16 protein-coding genes are annotated in these 16,959 nt (G+C 69.5%); 2 read left to right on the top strand and 14 right to left on the bottom strand.

The window, feature by feature from the left end:
* Positions 1-30: 30 nt before the first annotated feature.
* The 4 genes from NS331_RS04230 to NS331_RS27335 form a co-directional block, all read right to left on the bottom strand.
* Positions 31-843: a formate/nitrite transporter family protein gene (locus NS331_RS04230; protein WP_058640762.1), complete on the bottom strand. Its 813-nt coding sequence runs from the start codon at positions 841-843 to the stop codon at positions 31-33.
* 46 nt (positions 844-889) lie between these two features.
* Entirely contained in the window at positions 890-1,231 is a 342-nt protein-coding gene (gene nirD / locus NS331_RS04225) for a nitrite reductase small subunit NirD (RefSeq protein ID WP_058640761.1), read from the bottom strand.
* An 11-nt stretch (positions 1,232-1,242) separates the two neighbouring features.
* Positions 1,243-3,807: a nitrite reductase large subunit NirB gene (nirB, locus tag NS331_RS04220; RefSeq protein ID WP_058640760.1), complete on the bottom strand. Its 2,565-nt coding sequence runs from the start codon at positions 3,805-3,807 to the stop codon at positions 1,243-1,245.
* Between the two features lie 465 nt (positions 3,808-4,272).
* A complete protein-coding gene (locus NS331_RS27335) occupies positions 4,273-4,752 on the bottom strand; it encodes a pilin (RefSeq protein WP_082702244.1) in 480 nt (159 codons plus the stop codon).
* 374 nt (positions 4,753-5,126) lie between these two features.
* On the opposite strand from NS331_RS27335, the gene NS331_RS04215 reads away from it, so the two are divergent.
* Entirely contained in the window at positions 5,127-5,708 is a 582-nt protein-coding gene (locus NS331_RS04215; RefSeq protein WP_058640759.1) for an amino acid synthesis family protein, read from the top strand.
* A 135-nt stretch (positions 5,709-5,843) separates the two neighbouring features.
* Here the strand turns inward: NS331_RS04215 and NS331_RS04210 are convergent, their stop codons facing one another.
* On the bottom strand, positions 5,844-7,124 hold the full coding sequence (locus tag NS331_RS04210; RefSeq protein ID WP_058640758.1) for an amidohydrolase family protein: 1,281 nt from the start codon (positions 7,122-7,124) through the stop codon (positions 5,844-5,846).
* Positions 7,125-7,329: 205 nt separating this feature from the next.
* Between NS331_RS04210 and NS331_RS04205 the strand changes: the two genes are divergently transcribed.
* Complete coding sequence (locus NS331_RS04205) at positions 7,330-7,731, top strand: VOC family protein (protein ID WP_058640757.1); 402 nt, start codon at positions 7,330-7,332, stop codon at positions 7,729-7,731.
* Here the strand turns inward: NS331_RS04205 and NS331_RS04200 are convergent.
* From NS331_RS04200 to NS331_RS04160, 9 genes are all read right to left on the bottom strand, one after another.
* Positions 7,722-8,402, bottom strand: a complete 681-nt coding sequence (locus NS331_RS04200) for a helix-turn-helix domain-containing protein (protein WP_082702243.1) — start codon at positions 8,400-8,402, stop codon at positions 7,722-7,724. The two genes, NS331_RS04205 and NS331_RS04200, sit on opposite strands and share 10 nt — an antisense overlap.
* On the bottom strand, positions 8,399-9,001 hold the full coding sequence (locus tag NS331_RS04195; protein WP_058640755.1) for a GNAT family N-acetyltransferase: 603 nt from the start codon (positions 8,999-9,001) through the stop codon (positions 8,399-8,401). The genes NS331_RS04200 and NS331_RS04195 overlap by 4 nt, the downstream gene beginning before the upstream one ends.
* A gap of 32 nt (positions 9,002-9,033) precedes the next feature.
* A complete protein-coding gene (locus NS331_RS04190; protein ID WP_058640754.1) occupies positions 9,034-9,957 on the bottom strand; it encodes an ABC transporter permease in 924 nt (307 codons plus the stop codon).
* A 55-nt stretch (positions 9,958-10,012) separates the two neighbouring features.
* Entirely contained in the window at positions 10,013-11,074 is a 1,062-nt protein-coding gene (locus tag NS331_RS04185) for an ABC transporter permease (protein ID WP_058640813.1), read from the bottom strand.
* 2 nt (positions 11,075-11,076) lie between these two features.
* Positions 11,077-12,660 (bottom strand): ABC transporter ATP-binding protein, encoded by a 1,584-nt coding sequence (locus tag NS331_RS04180; RefSeq protein WP_058640753.1) that lies wholly within the window; start codon positions 12,658-12,660, stop codon positions 11,077-11,079.
* Positions 12,648-13,568 carry a 5'-methylthioadenosine/S-adenosylhomocysteine nucleosidase gene (locus tag NS331_RS04175; protein ID WP_058640752.1) on the bottom strand — a complete coding sequence of 307 codons (921 nt, stop codon included), beginning with the start codon at positions 13,566-13,568 and terminating at the stop codon, positions 12,648-12,650. Before NS331_RS04175 ends, NS331_RS04180 begins: the two co-directional genes overlap by 13 nt.
* Before the next feature lie 13 nt (positions 13,569-13,581).
* Positions 13,582-14,580 carry a BMP family protein gene (locus NS331_RS04170; RefSeq protein WP_058640751.1) on the bottom strand — a complete coding sequence of 333 codons (999 nt, stop codon included), beginning with the start codon at positions 14,578-14,580 and terminating at the stop codon, positions 13,582-13,584.
* Positions 14,581-14,957: 377 nt separating this feature from the next.
* Positions 14,958-15,590 carry a uracil phosphoribosyltransferase gene (gene upp, locus NS331_RS04165; protein WP_058640750.1) on the bottom strand — a complete coding sequence of 211 codons (633 nt, stop codon included), beginning with the start codon at positions 15,588-15,590 and terminating at the stop codon, positions 14,958-14,960.
* 58 nt (positions 15,591-15,648) lie between these two features.
* Entirely contained in the window at positions 15,649-16,935 is a 1,287-nt protein-coding gene (locus NS331_RS04160; protein ID WP_058640749.1) for a URC4/urg3 family protein, read from the bottom strand.
* Positions 16,936-16,959: the final 24 nt, after the last annotated feature.

Here is a 16,959-nt window from a genome sequence, read left to right as displayed (position 1 = left end):
AAGGCGGCGTGCGCGTCGGCCGGCCGTCGGTCAGGCGCGGGCGCGCTTGGGCGCCGTCTTGTAGTGCGTCGAGTAGAGGGTGGCGCCGACGAAGGTCAGGCCGCCCACCAGGTTGCCCAGCACGGTGGGGATCTCGTTCCAGATCAGGTAGTCCATGATCGTGAAGTTGCCGCCCAGCAGCAGGCCGGAGGGGAACAGGAACATGTTCACGATGCTGTGTTCGAAGCCCATGTAGAAGAACACCATCACCGGCATCCACATGCCGATGGCCTTGCCGGACACGGTGGTGGACATCATGGCCGCCACCACACCGGTGGAGACCATCCAGTTGCACATCACGCCGCGGATGAACAGCGTCAGCATGCCGGCGGCGCCGTGGGCCGCATAGCCCACCGTGCGGCCTTCGCCGATGTGGCCGATCTTCTGGCCGACGGCGTTGGGCGCTTCGGACCAGCCGAAGGTGAAGATGATGGCCATGAACACGGCCACCGTGAGGGCGCCGGCGAAGTTGCCGACGAAGACCAGCGACCAGTTGCGCAGGACGGCGCGCCAGGTCGCGCCGGGGCGCTTGTCGAAAACGGCGAGCGGCGCCAGCGTGAACACGCCGGTCAGCAGATCAAAGCCCAGCAGGTACAGCATGATGAAGCCGACCGGGAACAGCATGGCGCCCACCAGCGCGTTGCCGGTGTTGACGGTGACCGTGACGGCGAAGGCAGCGGCCAGCGCAAGGATGGCGCCGGCCATGTACGAGCGGATCAGCGTGTCGCGGGTGGACATCAGCAGCTTGGATTCGCCGGCGTCCACCATCTTGGTGACGAATTCGGCGGGGGCGAGATAGGCCATGGGATTCCTTGGAAGAGTCTTGGAGTTCGAGAAGGGGGCGCGGCGTTCAGCCGAGGGCGACCAGCACGCGGCCGCCGTCCACCCGCACCGCATGGGCGCGCACCGAGTGCTGCGGCGCCTCCAGGCATTCGCCCGTCACCAGGTCGAAGTGGTTCTTGTAGAGCGGCGAGGCGACGACGGTGCGGCCGCCCAGGCTGCCGGTGAGCCCGCGCGACAGCACGCTGGCGCCGGACCGCGGGTCGACGTTGTCGATGGCATAGAAGCGGTCGTCGCCGATGCGGAAGATGGCGATGTGCCGGCCACCCACGCGGGCGCAGACGCCGGTGTCGGGCAGGATGTCGTCGACCGCACAGGCGGCGGTCCATTCGGGGGCGAGGGTCGAGGTCATGCGGGTTCTCCTCAGGCGGGCGTGGCTTCGGACTGCTCGGCTTGGGTCTGTGCGTCGGCGGCGCCCGGCGCAGCAGGGCGTTCTTCAGCGCGGGCGGGGCGGATCTGGCCGCGCTCCTTGACGAACATGATGCGCTCGTCCGGCGCATCGCTGTTGACGAAGCTGCGGAAGCGGCTGCGCACGGCGGGGTTGGTCACGGCGGTCTTCCATTCGCACTGGTAGGTGTCGACCACGGCCTGCATCTGCGTCTCGAGTTCGGCGGCCAGGCCCAGGCTGTCGTCGATCAACACCTTCTTGAGGTAGTCGAGGCCGCCTTCGAGGTTGTCGCGCCAGGTGCTGGTGCGCTGCAGCCGGTCGGCGGTGCGCACGTAGAACATCAGGAAGCGGTCGATCAGCTGGATCAGCTGCGCCTTGGTGAGGTCGCTGGCGATCAGCTCGGCATGGCGCGGCTTCATGCCGCCGTTGCCGCAGACGTAGAGGTTCCAGCCCTTTTCGGTGGCGATCACGCCCACGTCCTTGCCCTGGGCCTCGGCACATTCGCGGGTGCAGCCCGAGACGCCGAACTTGATCTTGTGCGGCGCGCGCAGGCCCTTGTAGCGGTTCTCCAGCTCGACGGCCAGGCCCACCGAGTCCTGCACGCCGTAGCGACACCAGGTGCTGCCCACGCAGCTCTTCACGGTGCGCAGCGACTTGCCATAGGCATGGCCGCTCTCGAAGCCGGCGGCGATCAGTTCTTCCCAGATCAGCGGCAGCTGCTCCAGCCGCGCACCGAACATGTCCACCCGCGCGCCACCCGTCACCTTGGTGTACAGGCCGTATTTCTTCGCGACCTGGCCGACCGCGATCAGGCCGTCGGGCGTGACCTCGCCGCCGGGCATGCGCGGCACCACCGAGTAGGTGCCGTCCTTCTGGATGTTGCCGAGGAAGTAGTCGTTGCTGTCCTGCAGCTTGGCAAGTTCGGGCTTGAGCACGAAGTCGTTCCAGCAGGAGGCCAGGATGCTGGCCGCCGTGGGCTTGCAGATGTCGCAGCCCAGGCCCTGGCCGTGCCTGGCCAGCAACTCGTCGAAGGTCTTGATGCCGCCCACGCGCACCAGGTGATACAGCTCCTGCCGCGAATGCGGGAAGTGCTCGCACAGGTGGTTGTTGACGGCCAGGCCGCGGCGGGCCATCTCGACCTTCATCACCTGCGTGACCAGCGGCACGCAGCCGCCGCAGGTGGCGCCGGCCTTGGTGCAGGCCTTGAGCTGGCCGATGGTGCAGGCGCCGTCGCCCACGGCGGCGCAGATCTGGCCCTTGCTGACGTTGTTGCAGGAGCAGATCTGCGCTGTGTCCGGCAGCGCGTCCACGCCCAGGCCGGGCTTGGCCTGCCCGTCGCTGGCGGGCAGGATCAGGAATTCGGGCGACGCGGGCAGGGCGATGCCGTTGAGCGCCATCTGCAGCAGCGTGCCGTACTCGTCGGCGTTGCCGACCAGCACGGCGCCCAGCAGCTTGGTGCCGTCAGCGCTGACCACGATCTTCTTGTAGACCTGCTTGATCTCGTCCACGTACTGGAAGCTGCGGCTGCCGGGCGTGCGGCCGTGGGCGTCGCCGATGCTGGCCACGTCCACGCCCATCAGCTTGAGCTTGGTGCTCATGTCGGCGCCCGCGAAGGCGGCTTCGGCATCGCCGGCCAAGTGCCGGGCCGCCACGCGGGCCATCTCGTAGCCGGGCGCGACCAGGCCGTAGAGCTGCTCGCTCCACGAGGCGCATTCGCCGATGGCGTAGATGTCGCGGTCGGCGCTGCGGCAGTGGTCGTCCACCGCCACGCCGCCGCGCGGGCCAACGGCCAGCGCGCTCTGGCGGGCCAGGGCGTCCTGTGGCCGGATGCCGGCGGAAAAGACGATCATGTCGCATTCCAGCCAGGTGCCGTCGGCGAACACCATGCGGTGGCGCGCCGTGGCGCCATCGGTGATCTCCAGCGTGTTGCGGCCGGTGTGCACCTGCACGCCCAGCGCCTCGATCTTGCTGCGCAGCACGCGGCCGCCGCCTTCGTCCACCTGCACCGCCATCAGGCGCGGCGCAAATTCGACGACGTGCGTCTCCAGGCCCAGGTCGCGCAGCGCCTTGGCGCATTCCAGGCCCAGCAGGCCGCCGCCCACCACCACGCCGCTCTTCGACTTGGCGCCCGAGGCCTTCATGCCCTCCAGGTCCTCGATGGTGCGGTAGACGTGGCAATGCGGGCGGTCGCGGCCCGGCACCGGCGGCACGAAGGGCACGGAACCCGTGGCCAGCACGAGCTTGTCGTAGGGCAGCACCTCGCCGTCGGCCGTGGTGACGGTGTTGTTGCGCCGTTCGATGGCGACGACGCGGGTGCCCAGGCGCAGCGAGAAGCCGCTGCGCTCGAAGAAGCCGGCCTCCACCAGCGACAGCTGCTCGGCCGTCTTGCCGCTGAAGAATTCGGACAGGTGCACGCGGTCGTAGGCCGGCCGCGGCTCTTCGCACAGCACGGTGACCTCGGCCGAAGCCAGGGAGGAGACGGCGAGTTCTTCCAGGAACTTGTGGCCGACCATGCCGTGACCGATGACGATGATTTTCATGGGGAGTCCTGCGCACCCGTGCCAGGGGGCCAGGATCGCGGCCAGTGTCTGTTGAAGACCTGTCGCGAGCGCCGCCGCCGGAGCGTGGGATGCAAATCGAGTTGGAACAACCGCGCAGGAGGCTCAGCGAACTGGGCCGGGCGCGCGGGGTTCCGCCGACATTGGCGGGGCGCCGAAGTCCGGTCGGCGACGCTGCCGGGGACTTCTGTGATCAGTTAAGCAAACGGCGTGCCTGGTCATTTAGGCGCTATGCCGGGGTGTCTGCACCTTGTGATGGCGGGCGGCGACCGGGTATGCACCAAAGCAGGGCTCGGTCAGTTGTGCGCGCAGCGCTGTCGGGTCAGTGAATGTGGTTGTGCTGCCCAAGCACTGGCGCATCGTCGTGGGGAGCCAGGCTCAGTACGTCTGGGCCCTTCGAGCGAACAAAAAAGGCGCCGAGGCACCTTGTTCTGCGGCGTTGCTGACTCAGCTCCCGGACTTTGCCTTCTCGGCGCAACCCGCCTGTCCCGGGCGAATGCCGCGGGTTTCGTCGCAAATCGTTCCTTCTGTGGTCCACACCATATTTGCGGCGCCTTCCGCCTGGGTCGGCGTCAGCTTGATGTCGAGATTTTTGCCTGCGGCGTCCGTGACGCCCGTGGTGGCCTTGATGACGCCGTCTTTGACCTCGTAGCCGCCGGTAATGTTTTTCGTAGAGGTAAAACTGTTTGGAATGCCCATTTCTCCCTTATCACAGCCTGCGAACTTTCCAAGCTCCGCTGCGCAATTCACAACGGCGCTCTTTATGGGCGACAACTCGGTCAACGCAGCTGCTGCCCGCGCGCGCGAGGAGTAGTTCGTGTACTGCGGCAACGCTACCGCCGCCAAGATGCCGAGGATCGCGATGACGATCATCAATTCGATCAATGTGAATCCGCGCTGCTGCGTGCGTGCACGACGGAACTGCATGGTCAGAACTCCCTTTGGAAAAGATGGCCGGCCGCCCGGCCTGGGGAATTAGCGTAGCAGCGGAGTTCCTAAGGCTGATCTCGACCTGACGTGAATTTTTCACGCATCCGCTAAAAATCTTCGTGAACAACAGAAAACATTCGATCAGTATAAATTTTGGTTCGTCAATTAATATTTAATTTCCGGGAAAGAATGAAGCGACGAATGGCACCTCTGTGCGCGAGGCAGCCGGTGGCGCGGCCCTGCGATGCGTGGCAGCATCGGCCACGATGTGGCTGGCTCAGCGCTTGCCCCCGACCCTTTACGCTTAGCGCCCCCAGGACCCCACGCTCCGTCGGCACATACTGCACCCAACCCACTTCTTCCCGCACACCATGTCCCTCATCCAGATCCGCAAACGCAGCCTTACCATTGAGACCACCTACCACGAAGGCGGCCCCGCACCCGCGCAACCGTTGAAGCTGGCGGCCGCTTGCGCCGTGATCCAGAACCCCTACGCCGGCCGCTACGAGCCCGACCTGATGCCCTTCATGGCCGAGTTGCGCGCGCTGGGCACCGAGTTGGCCACCGAGCTGGTGCAGGCGCTGGGCGGCAAGGACAGCATCGAGGTCTACAGCAAGGCCGCGATCGTGGGCGTCGATGGCGAGATGGAGCACGGCGCCGTCTGGCACGAGGCCGGTGGCTGGGCCATGCGCGAGGTGCTGGGCCAGCCCAAGTCGATGGTGCCGGCCAACAAGGCGGTGGCGGTGGCGGGCTACCGCCTGATGGTGCCGGTGCACTACGTCCACGCGTCGTACGTCCGCAGCCACTTCAACAGCATCGAGGTCGGCATCCAGGATGCGCCGCGGCCGCGCGAGATCCTGTTCGCGCTGGTGATGGGCACCGGCGGCCGCGTGCACTCGCGCCTGGGCGGCCTGCTCAAGGAGAACGTGTCGGTGCACGACGGCCAGCGCTGAGCAGGCGTGGGTGATGCGCCCCACGGCTGGCGTCGTCAAGGTAAGGATGCGCGCGTACCTCGGCCAGCACCGAGAAAGCGGGGCAGCGTCTGAGCGAAGGCGGCGCAAAAGGCGGCGGGCGCGCCCGCCGCGCGTTCAGCCCCGCGCCGGCATGAAGGCGATGCTTGCCGGCCGACCTTCGACGAACAGCTGCGACGTGGCCGCAGGCGACCTGGCCATCAGCCGTCCCTTCCGGTAGACCGCCAGGCGCGCCGCCCGCAGGCGAATGGCCTCCACCGCATCGCGCGCCTGCAGCAGCACGAAGCTCGCGTCGCAGCCCGGCGCGATGCCGTAGCCGGGCAGGTGCATCAGCCGCGCCGCATTCGTGGTCACGGCCTCGAAGGACTGCCGGATGCCCGCCTGGCTGGTCATCTGCGCCACGTGCAGGCCCATGTGGGCCACTTCGAGCATGTCGCCCGAGCCCATGCCGTACCACGGGTCCATCACGCAGTCGTGGCCGAAGCCGACGTTGACGCCCGCGGCCATCAGCTCGGGCACGCGCGTCATGCCGCGTCGCTTGGGGTAGCTGTCGTGGCGGCCCTGAAGGGTGATGTTGATCAGCGGATTGGCGATGACGCTCACGCCCGCCTCGGCGATCAGCGGCAGCAGCTTGCTGACGTAGTAGTTGTCCATGCTGTGCATCGACGTGCAGTGCGAGCCGGTGACGCGGCCCTGCAGGCCCAGGCGCTGGGTGTGGAAGGCGAGGGTTTCGATGTGGCGCGACAGCGGATCGTCCGATTCGTCGCAGTGCATGTCGACCAGCTTGCCTTCCTCTGCCGCGATCTCGCACAGCAGGCGCACGCTCTCGGCCCCATCGGCCATGGTGCGCTCGAAGTGCGGAATGCCACCCACGATGTTCACGCCCTTGCGCAGCGCGCGGCGCAGGCTGTCCACGCCGCCGGCGGTGCGCAGCACGCCATCCTGCGGAAAGGCCACCAGCTGCAAGTCGAGGTACGGCGCCACGCGGCGCTTGACTTCCAGCAGCGCGTCGACCGCCAGCAGGCTGGGGTCGCTGGTGTCGACGTGGCTGCGGATGGCCAGCAGGCCCTTGGCCACGGCCCAGTCGCAGTAGGCGAGGGCGCGCTCGATCAGCGCCTCGGGCGTCAGCAGCGGCTTGAGTTCGCCCCACAGGGCGATGCCTTCGAGCAGCGTGCCGCTCTGGTTGACGCGCGGCAGGCCGTAGCTGAGCGTGGCGTCCATGTGGAAATGCGGGTCGCAGAAGGGCGGCGCGACCAGCAGGCCGCCGGCGTCGATGGTCTCGTGCGCCGGTGCGGCCAGGGCGGTCGCGACTTCGACGATGCGGCCATCCTGGACGGCGATGGACTGGCCAGTGCGTCCGTCCGGCAGGCTGGCGTGGGTGATGAGCAGGTCGAGCATGGCAGGCGTGAGGAGATGGCGTGGCGCTCGCAAGGGGCTTGCCAGCGTCATGGCAGTGTAGGGGTGGGCCTCGGGCACGGCGCCCCGGGCGTCTGCAATCCTGCCGTCTTCCAGTCCTCCCGTCGGCTTCGTTCAAGAGCACGCGGCCGCCCTGGCCTAAGCTTCCACGCCAGTCCCTCTTTCGACGACTCCAGGAGCATCCCTCATGCAATTCGCCTACGCCATCTTCTATGTCGACGACGTGCCAGCCACGCTCGATTTCTACGAACGCGCGTTCGGCCAGCGGCGCCGTTTCGTGAGTCCGCAGGGCGACTATGGCGAGCTCGAGACCGGCGGCACCGCGCTGGCTTTCGCCTCGCTGGCCTTGATGCGCAGCCTGGGCAAATCGCCCCGCCGCGCCGATCCGGCGGCGCCCAGTGGCGAAATCGCCTTCACCACGACGGATGTGGCGGCGGCCGTCGGGCGCGCCGTGGCGGCCGGCGCGACGCTGGTGCGAGCGCCCGAGGCCATGCCCTGGGGCCAGACCATCGCCTATGTGCACGACGCCGACGGGGTGCTGGTCGAGCTGTGCACGCCCGTGGCGCCGCCTGCGGCGGATCAGCCGTAGCCGGACGCTGTCGCCGTCCGCAGCGCCTGGACGTCGCGCCGCAGCCGGGCCGGTGGCTGTCCCATCCATCGCCGGCATTCGCGGCTGAAATGCGCCTGGTCCGCGAAACCATGATCGGCTGCGATCGCTGACAGCGGCGCCGGCCCGGCCAACGCCCGCACGGCGCCACGGATGCGTGCCAGCGAACGCCAGAAGGCAGGCGGGTGGCCCGTGGCGGGCGTGATCAGGCGCTGCAGGCTGCGCTCGCTCACGCCAAGCGCGCGGCCGGCGGCAGCGACGTGGGTGGCGCCCGCCACGGCCGCGAGCGCTTCGTCGACCCGCGGATCGGTGCGGCAGAAGTCGGCCAGTCTCGACGCAACCTGACCTTGCAGCGCGTTGGCATCGATGGGCAGATCGCGCCCGAGCTGGGCCACCGACTGCAGCAGCAGCGGCTGCATCACGCGCGTGCCGGGGCGCAGCCGCCAGCCGAACCAGCGGCCTGTGCCTGGGCTGTCCACGCGGCGGGCGGCGTCGTCCAGGGGCGAGACCTGCCAACTGGCCGCGTCGGGGCCGTCGCCCAGATGCAGGATCAGGTCGTGGCAGCCATCGGGCAGCACCAGAAAGCGCCGCGGCCCGGCGGCCGCTGCCGTCCAGGCTTCCAGCACCACGTCGGGGTGTGTCGCCTGATTCATCGTTGCGGCCGGGCCCCGCGAGGCGCGGCAAGCCGGTAGAGCACGTGCCGCTGGAGCGGATGGCCGTCAGGAAGCGCGGGATGGTCGAAGTCGTCGTCCGGGTCGTGCCGCATGCCCAGCCGCACCATCAGCGCGCGGCTGCGCTGGTTGGCCGCCGTGGTGAAGGCGACGATCTCGTCCAGCGCCAATGGGCCGAAGCCGACGGCCAGCGCCAGTCCGGCCGCTTCGCGGGCGAGGCCCCGGCCCCACCAGGGCCGGGCCAGCCGCCAGCTGATCTCGATGCACGGCGCGAAAGGCAGGGACCAGGCCGGCCGGTGAAGCCCGCACAGGCCGATGAAAGGACCGTCGGCACCGGGGCTGGCCAGCTCCATGGCCCAAAGGCCCCAGCCCTGCGTCTCGATCAGGGCTTGGCAGCGCTGCACCATGGCCTCGCTGGCGGCGGTGTCCAGGGTCGAGAGGAAGTAGGCCATCGTCTGCGCATCGGCGCTCATCGCGGCGAAGGGCGCCAGGTCGGCGGGCCGCCAGGGGCGCAGGCGCACCCGCGGGCCCTGGAGCCATGCGGGATCGACGAGGGCGAAGGGCGGCTCGGTCGCGGGCATGGCACGAGCTTATCGTGCGCCGACGCGGCGCTTCAGCGCTCGCCCTTGCGGTAGGGCTTCATCAGCGCCTGCGGATAGCTGGCCTTGCGGGCCACCAGCACCAGCGCCAGGATCGACAGCACGTACGGCAGCATCAAGTAGACCTGATACGGCAGGGCGGCGTCGCCGGCCTGTTGCAGCCGCAGCTGAAGCGCGTCGAAGAAGGCAAACAGCAGCGCGCCCAGCAGCGCCTTGCCCGGCCGCCAGGACGCGAAGACCACCAGCGCCACGCAGATCCAGCCGCGGCCATTGACCATGTTGAAGAAGAAGGCGTTGAAGGCCGAGAGCGTGAGGAAGCTGCCCGCCACGCCCATCAGCGCCGAGCCCGCCACGATGGCCGCCGTGCGGGTGGCCGCCACCGACACGCCCTGGCTCTCGGCGGCCTGCGGGTTCTCGCCCACCATGCGCAGCGCCAGGCCGGCGGGGGTGCGGTAGAGCAGCCAGCCGATCAGCGGCACCAGCAGCAGGGCCAGCAGCGTCATCGGCGTCTGGGCGTCGAGCACGGGCACCGGCAGCCAGTCCATGGGCGCGAAGGGCGTCACCGTGGGCGGCGTGCTGACCTTGGGAAAGCTCACCCGGTAGCCGTAGTACGACAGCGAGGTCGCCAGCAGCGTGATGCCCAAGCCGCAGACGTGCTGCGACAGGGCCAGGCCGACCGTGAGCCAGGCATGCAGCAGGCCGAACGCCGCGCCCACCAGCGCCGCAGCCGCCACGCCCCACCACAGCGGTGCGCCGGCATACACGGCCAGCCAGCCGCCGAAGGCGCCGGCCACCATGATCCCCTCGATGCCGAGGTTGAGCACGCCCGCGCGCTCGCACATCAGCACGCCCAGCGTGCCCAGGATCAGCGGCGTGGCGATGCGCAGCAGGGCCACCCAGAAGGCGGCGTGGGAGACGATGTCGAACACGTCGCTCATGGGCACGTCCTTCCCAGCGCCGAGGCCTTATCGGCACGAAGATGCGGCACCGCGCTCATGACCGCCTCACCCGGTACTGCGTGAACAGCGCCGCCACCAGCACCGACAGCAGCGAGGCGGCAACGATCACGTCGGCGATGTAGGTCGGCACGCCCACGGCGCGGCTCATCGAATCGGCGCCGACCAGGACGCCGGCCACGAACACGGCAGCCGCCACCACGCCCAGCGGATGCAGGCCCGCGAGCATGGCGATCACGATGCCGGTGTAGCCATAGCCGGGCGACATGTCGAGCGTGACGTAGCTGGTGCGGCCCGACACTTCGACCGCACCAGCGAGTCCAGCGAGCGCACCCGACAGCAGCGCGGTCACTACGACGGTGCGTGTGACCGGTACGCCGGCGAAGGCGGCGGCACGCGGGTTGGCGCCCAGCGCGCGGATGTCGAAGCCCAGCACCGTGTGCTTGAACAGCAGCCACACGCCCACCGCCAGCACCAGCGCACCGAGCAGGCCGCTGTGCACCCGCGTCTGGGGAATGAGCTTGGACAGTTCGAGGTCCGGCTGCAGCGCCACGCTCTGCGGCCAGCCCATGGCCGCCGGGTCCTTCATCGGGCCGTCGAGCAGCGCGCCGACGGCCAGCAGCACGATGAAGTTGAGCAGCAGCGTCGTCACGACCTCGTCCACGCCCAGGCGGCTCTTCATCAGCGCCGGGCCGAGCAACAGCACCGCGCCTGCGAGCGCGGCGGCCAGGAACATCAGCGGCAGCAGCACCGCCACCGGCCATTCCAGCCCCGTGCCGTCGTGCATGCCGCCGATGGCCACCGCCGCCAGCGCGCCGGCGTAGAGCTGGCCCTCGGCGCCGATGTTGAACAGCCGCGCCCTGAAGGCCACGGCCGCCGACAGCCCGGTGAGGATCAGCGGAATGGCCCGCGTCAGCGTCTCGCTCAGCGCGAAGACCGAGCCGAAGCCGCCTGACAGCAGCAGTCCGTAGGTGCGGCCCACGGGCGCGCCGGCCCACAGCACCAGCAGGGCGCTGACCAGCAGCGTGAAGGCGACCGCGCCCACCGGGGCCAGCACCAGCGCCGCGCGCGAGGGCTGCGTGCGTCGTTCGAGCCGCATCGTCATGCCGGCGTCCTTTCCGCTTCGCCCGCCATGGCCAGGCCGATGGCCTCGCGGGTCCAGGCCTCGGCCGGCCGGGTGGGCGTGAGATGGCCACCATGCATGACGGCGACCTGATCGCCCAGGGCCAGCACTTCGTCGAGGTCGTCCGAGATCAGCAGCACCGCCGCGCCCGCGTCGCGCGCCGCGATCAGCTGCCGCTGCACATAGGCCACGGCGCCGATGTCCAGGCCCCAGGTGGGCTGGTGCGCGACGATGAGCCGGGGGACTTCGGTCGTTGACGCATCGGGCGCCATCAGCGCCCGGCCGAGGATGAGCTTCTGCATGTTGCCGCCCGACAGCGAACGGGCCGGCACGTCGGGCCCGCCACCGCGCACGTCGAAGGCCTGCTGGATGCGCGCCGCATGCGCACGGGCCGCGGCGCGGCGCACCCAGCGCAGGCCCGGCAGCCAAGGCCGCGAGAAGGCGGGCGTGCGCAGGCGTTCGGCCACGGCGTTCTCCCACACCGGCAGGTCGCCCACCACGCCGACGGCATGGCGGTCTTCGGGGATGCGCGCCACGCCCTGCGCAACGAGCCGCGCCGGCTGCGCGGCCAGCGGGGCATCCAGCAACTGCACCTGGCCGGATCGCGCCTTGCGCGTGCCGCAGAGCAGTTCGGCCAGCGCGACCTGCCCGTTGCCGGAGACACCCGCGATGGCCGTGATCTGCCCGGCACGCAGCCTGAGCGACACCGCGCGCAGCGCGCCTGCGCCGCCGTCGGTGCTCACGCCGTCGAGCACGCACACCGCGGCGCCGGCACGCGGGGCCGGCTGCCGCACCGGCGCCTCCACCGCATGCCCGACCATGCACTGCGCGAGCTGGGCCTGCGTGACGTCGCCGGCCCGGGCCTCGGCCACCAGCCGGCCCTGGCGCAGCACCGCCACGCGGTGCGACACACGCAGCACCTCGCCCAGCTTGTGGCTGATGAAGATGATCGACAGCCCCTGCGCCACCATCTGGCCCAGGGTGTCGAACAGGGCCTCGCTCTCCTGCGGCGTCAGCACGGCGGTGGGCTCGTCCAGGATCAGGATGCGGGCGCCGCGGTAGAGCGCCTTGAGGATCTCGACCCGCTGGCGCTCGCCCACGGACAGCGTGGCCACGCGCGCATCGGGCGACACCGGCAGGCCGAAACGCCGGGCCACGGCCGCCAATCGCTCGCGCGCCGCGGTCCGGCGGCTGAAGGGCTGCCACAGCGGCTCGCTGCCCATCACGACGTTGTCGAGCACGCTGAGGTTGTCGGCCAGCGTGAAATGCTGGTGGACCATGCCGATGCCCGCGGCCAGCGCGGCCTGCGGCTGGCCGGGCGGCAGGGGCTGGCCGAAGGCCTCGATGCGGCCCTCGTCCGCCACGTAGTGGCCGAACAGGATGGACATCAGCGTCGACTTGCCGGCGCCGTTCTCGCCCAGCAGCGCCAGCACTTCGCCGGCATGCAGCGTGAGCGAGATGGCGTCGTTGGCCACCAGCGGGCCGAAGCGCTTGGTGATGCCCGAGAGCCGCAGCACCGGCGCGCGGCCGGCCGCGTCGCCCGCCGGGCTCAGGGCTTCCATTGCGCCAGGAAGGCCAGCAGCACCTGTGCCGAGTTGTCGGCCGCCAGCCGCATGAAGGTGCCCATCTCGTTGGCACCGTCGCCGCCGCCCGCCAGGTCGCTCAGCGAGCGGAAGGCGATGTAGGGCACGCCGTTGGCATGGGCCACCATGCCGACCGCCGCCGTCTCCATGTCCAGCACGTTGGCCTGGAAAGTGGCGTAGGTGTATTCGCGGAAGGCCTTGTTGTCCATGAAGGCCTGGCCCGACACCCCGTTGCCGCCGACGACGAGGCGCGGCGCATGCCTGAGGCAAGTGCCGGCGGCGCAGGCCGCCAGGTCCACCTTCATGCTGCGCGCGGCGGCCAGCATGCCTGGATCGGCCTCGAACCAGAAGCGCCGCGTGATCTGCGGCTGCGCGGCCGAGCGGAATTCCACCGGTCGCGGGAACATCATGCCGAAGTTGGGCAGTGTTGCATCCTGGATGAAGGGCGGCTTTTCGTAGCGGCCGGGCGCCACCTCCTTGGCCATCAGCACTTCGAGGTACTGGCCCCACTGGGCCGGCACCGTGACGTCGCCGATGGACAGCTGGGGATTGACACCGCCCGCGATGCCGCTGAACACCACGTGGCTGACCTTGAAGCGGTCCAGCGCCAACTGCGTGTTCATGGTCGCGTTGGTCATGCTGATGCCCGACAGGAACAGCAGCACCGGCCGGCCCTGCAGGGTGCCGGTGTGGAACTCGACGCCGTTGATGCGCGTGGTGCGCGCGTCCTGCAGCTTCTGGCGCAGCAGGACCAGTTCGGGCTCAAAGGCCGACATCACGGCGATGCGCGGCGTGGTGTCGGCCTGGGGCGCGGCGGCCATGCCGGCACAGCCGGCAAGGGCGGCGCTGGCTGCCAGGGCCAGGAGCAATCGGCGGAGGCGGATCATGCGCGCGCGGGCCTCACTTGGACGACTTGGGCTGGCGGTCGTCGATCTTGACGCTGTATTTGCCCGACAGGATCTCCGCCTCGCGCGCCTTGACCTTGGCCACCAGGTCGGCCGGCACCTTCTTCTCGAAGGTGCCCAGGGGCGACAGCTCCGAGCCCTTGTGCTGCATCTGCGAGTAGGGGCCGTAGTCCTCGGCCTTGAACTGGCCGTCCTTGGCCAGCTTGATGGCGCGGTCGATGGAAGGCTCCATGTTCCACAGGGCCGACACCACCACCGTGTCCGGGTACTGCGGCTGGGTGTTGATCACGTTGCCGATCGCCAGCACCTTGCGCTCCTTGGCCGCGTCGCTCACGCCGAAGCGTTCGGCGTAGAGGATGTCCGCGCCCTTGTCGACCATGGCGAAGGCGGCCTCCTTGGCCTTGGGCGGATCGAACCAGCTGTTGATGAAGCTGACGCTGAATTCGACCTTGGGATTCACTTCCTTGGCGCCCGCCATGAAGGCGTTCATCAGCCGGTTGACCTCCGGAATCGGGAAGCCGCCGACCATGCCGATCTTGTTGGACTTGGTCATGCCGCCGGCGATCATGCCGGTGAGGTAGGCAGGCTCCTGGATGTAGTTGTCGAAGACGCTGAAGTTGGGCGCCTGCGGCTTGCCGGAGGAGCCCATCAGGAACATGGTCTTGGGGAAGTCCTTGGCCACCTTGCGCGCCGCCGCCTCGACCGCGAAGGCCTCGCCCACGATCAGCTGGTTGCCGGCCGTGGCGTACTCGCGCAGCACGCGCTCGTAGTCGGCATTGGCCACGTTCTCGGTGGCCTTGTATTCGATCTCGCCACGGGCCTCGGCCGCCTTGAGCGCCTTGTGGATGCGGCCCACCCATTGCTGCTCGAAGGGCACGGTGTAGACCGCTGCCACCTTCAGCTTGGATTGGGCGAATGCGAACTGCGGCAACCCGACCGCGACAAGCCCCGCCAGGGCGGCGGCACTCAGGATCAGGGGACGGCGCTGGATCATCTTTCTCACTCCTCGTTGATGGTGTTGGACAAGCAGGATTGGTGCCGGGGCTCGAAGGACGCACCGGCGTCCGGTCCGAGTGTGCCGCCGTTCGGGCTGAGGCCACCGACGTAGCGGCTGGGCGCACAACCGTCCGGGCCGAGCCTGTCGAAGCCTTGAACCGCGCTTCGACAGGCTCAGCGTGAACGGACAGGGGCAGGCGCGGGTGCAAGGCAGAGGGCGATCCCGGCACCCCCCAGCGCAACCTCCCCCTTCAGAAGGCCGCGGAGCAGGCCAAGCCAGCAACACGCGCGGAACCGGCTTCGCCGGGCCGCTGCGTGTGCCCCCGGAGGGGGTTGGCGGAGCGGGCCCCAGCCCGCGCAGCCTGGGGGCGAGCCTTATTTAGTGCCGAAGATCCGGTCGCCCGCATCGCCCAGCCCGGGCAGGATGTAGCCGTGCTCGTTGAGCTGCCGGTCGATGGCCGCCGTGTACACCGGCACATCTGGATGCGCCTCGTACATGGTCTTCAGGCCCTCGGGGCAGGTCAGCAGGCAGACGAACTTGATCGACTTGGGCGACAGCTCCTTGAGCCGCTCCACGGCCGCCACGGCCGAGTTGCCGGTAGCGAGCATCGGGTCCACCACCACGATGTCGCGCTCCTGCATGTCGCTGGGCATCTTGAAGTAGTACTCGACGGCCGTGAGCGTCTTGGGGTCGCGGTACAGGCCGATGTGGCCCACGCGCGCCCCGGGCACGACGCTGAGCATGCCGTCCAGGATGCCCGTGCCGGCGCGCAGGATGGACACGAACACCAGCTTCTTGCCGTCGATCACCTGGCCGCGGGTCATCTCCAGCGGCGTCTCGATCTCGATCTCCGAGGTCGGGATGTCGCGGGTCACCTCGTAGGCCATCAGCGAGGCCAGCTCGTTGAGCAGCCGCCGGAAGCTGTTGGTGGAGGCATCCTTGCGCCGCATCAGCGTGAGCTTGTGCTGAACCAGGGGGTGCGAAACCAGGTGCGCGTTGGGAGTCATGAGTTCTTGTTCAGGCAGAAAACGAAGGCGGCGATGGTAGAGCAGGGCGGCGCGGCCGTCAGAACACGGTGCCGTCGCTGTCGATGCGCAGCGGTGGCAGTCCGCCGCGCAGCCGCTCGGCCGTGGCGCGGCCGGCGGCCCAGGTGCCGCCTTCGAGCACGCAGGCCAGCGGCATCGCGTCCGCGTCGCGGCCGAGGTGCTTGCGCACCAAGGGCGCCAGCTCGTCCAGCAATGCCACGGTCAGGGCGCGCCATTCGACGATGAATTCGTCGGCCACTTGCCAGCTGCGCGCGAGCAGCGCCGCATCGCGCGGCACGATCACGCCGGCATCCAGCAGCAGGCCGCCGTTGCGGTACTCGGGCAGACCGGTCAGGGCGTCGAGGCCCTCGACCTTCACGCCGGCCCATTCGAAGGGCTCGATGAGCGAATAGGTGAGCCACTGGGACAGCTTGTGGAAGGGCACCCAGCCCTTGGTATGGCCGTCGCCGCCCACGCCGCTGTGCTGCCAGCAGTCGCCCAGGGCGAGGCCGGACTCGCCGGGGCCGGGCAGGGCGGTGGGCTCGCGGTGGAGGTAGTTGCCGGTCGGCCAGATGGCAGACAGGGATTCGAGCAGCAGCGTCAGGATGTCGTGTACCTGCACGGTCGCCGTGGGCGGCACTTCCACGCCTTCGGGCGCGATCAGCATGTCGAAGAGGCCGCCCGGCCGCTGTACCTCGGTGCCGAAGACCTGCGGCTGCTCCGCCAGCACCTCGCCCAGGCGGCGCAACAGGGTGACGCGGCCGTCCAGGCCGACGAGCGGGTTGTCGGCACGGACCTGGAAGGCCTGTGCCAGCCGGTCCGCCACCAAGCCGCGCAGGCCGGCGGCATCGGCCTGCAACGGATGGTCGGGGTCGGACGAGAACAGGCCGGCGGTGAAGGCATGGAAGCTGGCCACCGCCAGCCCTTCGGAGCGGGAAAAGCGCTGGTCCGACGCCGATTCGTGGTACGCCCAGTCGGCGCCGGCGCCGGCATCGAGCAGCACACTCACCACTGCGAGGTCGATGCGCGCCTGGGCGCGCATGCGCGGCGTGGCATGGTCGCCGAGCAGGCGGTCCAGCTCGGCCGAGCGGTCGACCCCGCCGGCCTCGAAATGGCGCCAGCGGCTGTGGTACGGAATGGGCCGCCAGGCATAGCGCGCCTGGGTGGCCTGCACGACCTCGCGGGCCGCGTCGTCCAGCGTGCTGCCGTCGCCGATGGTGAAAAACCCGGAGTCGCCGCGGCGGGCGCGTGCCAGCAGTTCGGCGGCGCGCTCCCGCACCGCGGTGGTGGTGCGCAGCCAAGCGGCGGCGGCCTCCGGCTGGCGCATGTCAGAGTCAGAAAGGGGGTGGGC

Source organism: Pseudacidovorax intermedius (assembly GCF_001476815.1).
GTDB lineage: Bacteria > Pseudomonadota > Gammaproteobacteria > Burkholderiales > Burkholderiaceae_C > Xenophilus > Xenophilus intermedius_A.
The sequence above is the reverse complement of the archived record's forward strand: the minus strand, read 5'-3'. Positions and strand labels throughout refer to the sequence as shown.

What these genes read in the sequence shown, in the direction of transcription:
- nirD (WP_058640761.1), bottom strand. Translation starts at nt 1,231, where the DNA reads ATGACCTCGACCCTCGCCCCCGAATGGACCGCCGCCTGTGCGGTCGAC.
- NS331_RS27335 (WP_082702244.1), bottom strand. Translation starts at nt 4,752, where the DNA reads ATGCAGTTCCGTCGTGCACGCACGCAGCAGCGCGGATTCACATTGATC.
- NS331_RS04170 (WP_058640751.1), bottom strand. Translation starts at nt 14,580, where the DNA reads ATGATCCAGCGCCGTCCCCTGATCCTGAGTGCCGCCGCCCTGGCGGGG.
- NS331_RS04185 (WP_058640813.1), bottom strand. Translation starts at nt 11,074, where the DNA reads ATGCGGCTCGAACGACGCACGCAGCCCTCGCGCGCGGCGCTGGTGCTG.
- nirB (WP_058640760.1), bottom strand. Translation starts at nt 3,807, where the DNA reads ATGAAAATCATCGTCATCGGTCACGGCATGGTCGGCCACAAGTTCCTG.
- NS331_RS04215 (WP_058640759.1), top strand. Translation starts at nt 5,127, where the DNA reads ATGTCCCTCATCCAGATCCGCAAACGCAGCCTTACCATTGAGACCACC.
- NS331_RS04195 (WP_058640755.1), bottom strand. Translation starts at nt 9,001, where the DNA reads ATGCCCGCGACCGAGCCGCCCTTCGCCCTCGTCGATCCCGCATGGCTC.
- upp (WP_058640750.1), bottom strand. Translation starts at nt 15,590, where the DNA reads ATGACTCCCAACGCGCACCTGGTTTCGCACCCCCTGGTTCAGCACAAG.
- NS331_RS04210 (WP_058640758.1), bottom strand. Translation starts at nt 7,124, where the DNA reads ATGCTCGACCTGCTCATCACCCACGCCAGCCTGCCGGACGGACGCACT.
- NS331_RS04205 (WP_058640757.1), top strand. Translation starts at nt 7,330, where the DNA reads ATGCAATTCGCCTACGCCATCTTCTATGTCGACGACGTGCCAGCCACG.
- NS331_RS04160 (WP_058640749.1), bottom strand. Translation starts at nt 16,935, where the DNA reads ATGCGCCAGCCGGAGGCCGCCGCCGCTTGGCTGCGCACCACCACCGCG.
- NS331_RS04190 (WP_058640754.1), bottom strand. Translation starts at nt 9,957, where the DNA reads ATGAGCGACGTGTTCGACATCGTCTCCCACGCCGCCTTCTGGGTGGCC.
- NS331_RS04180 (WP_058640753.1), bottom strand. Translation starts at nt 12,660, where the DNA reads ATGGAAGCCCTGAGCCCGGCGGGCGACGCGGCCGGCCGCGCGCCGGTG.
- NS331_RS04200 (WP_082702243.1), bottom strand. Translation starts at nt 8,402, where the DNA reads ATGAATCAGGCGACACACCCCGACGTGGTGCTGGAAGCCTGGACGGCA.
- NS331_RS04175 (WP_058640752.1), bottom strand. Translation starts at nt 13,568, where the DNA reads ATGATCCGCCTCCGCCGATTGCTCCTGGCCCTGGCAGCCAGCGCCGCC.
- NS331_RS04230 (WP_058640762.1), bottom strand. Translation starts at nt 843, where the DNA reads ATGGCCTATCTCGCCCCCGCCGAATTCGTCACCAAGATGGTGGACGCC.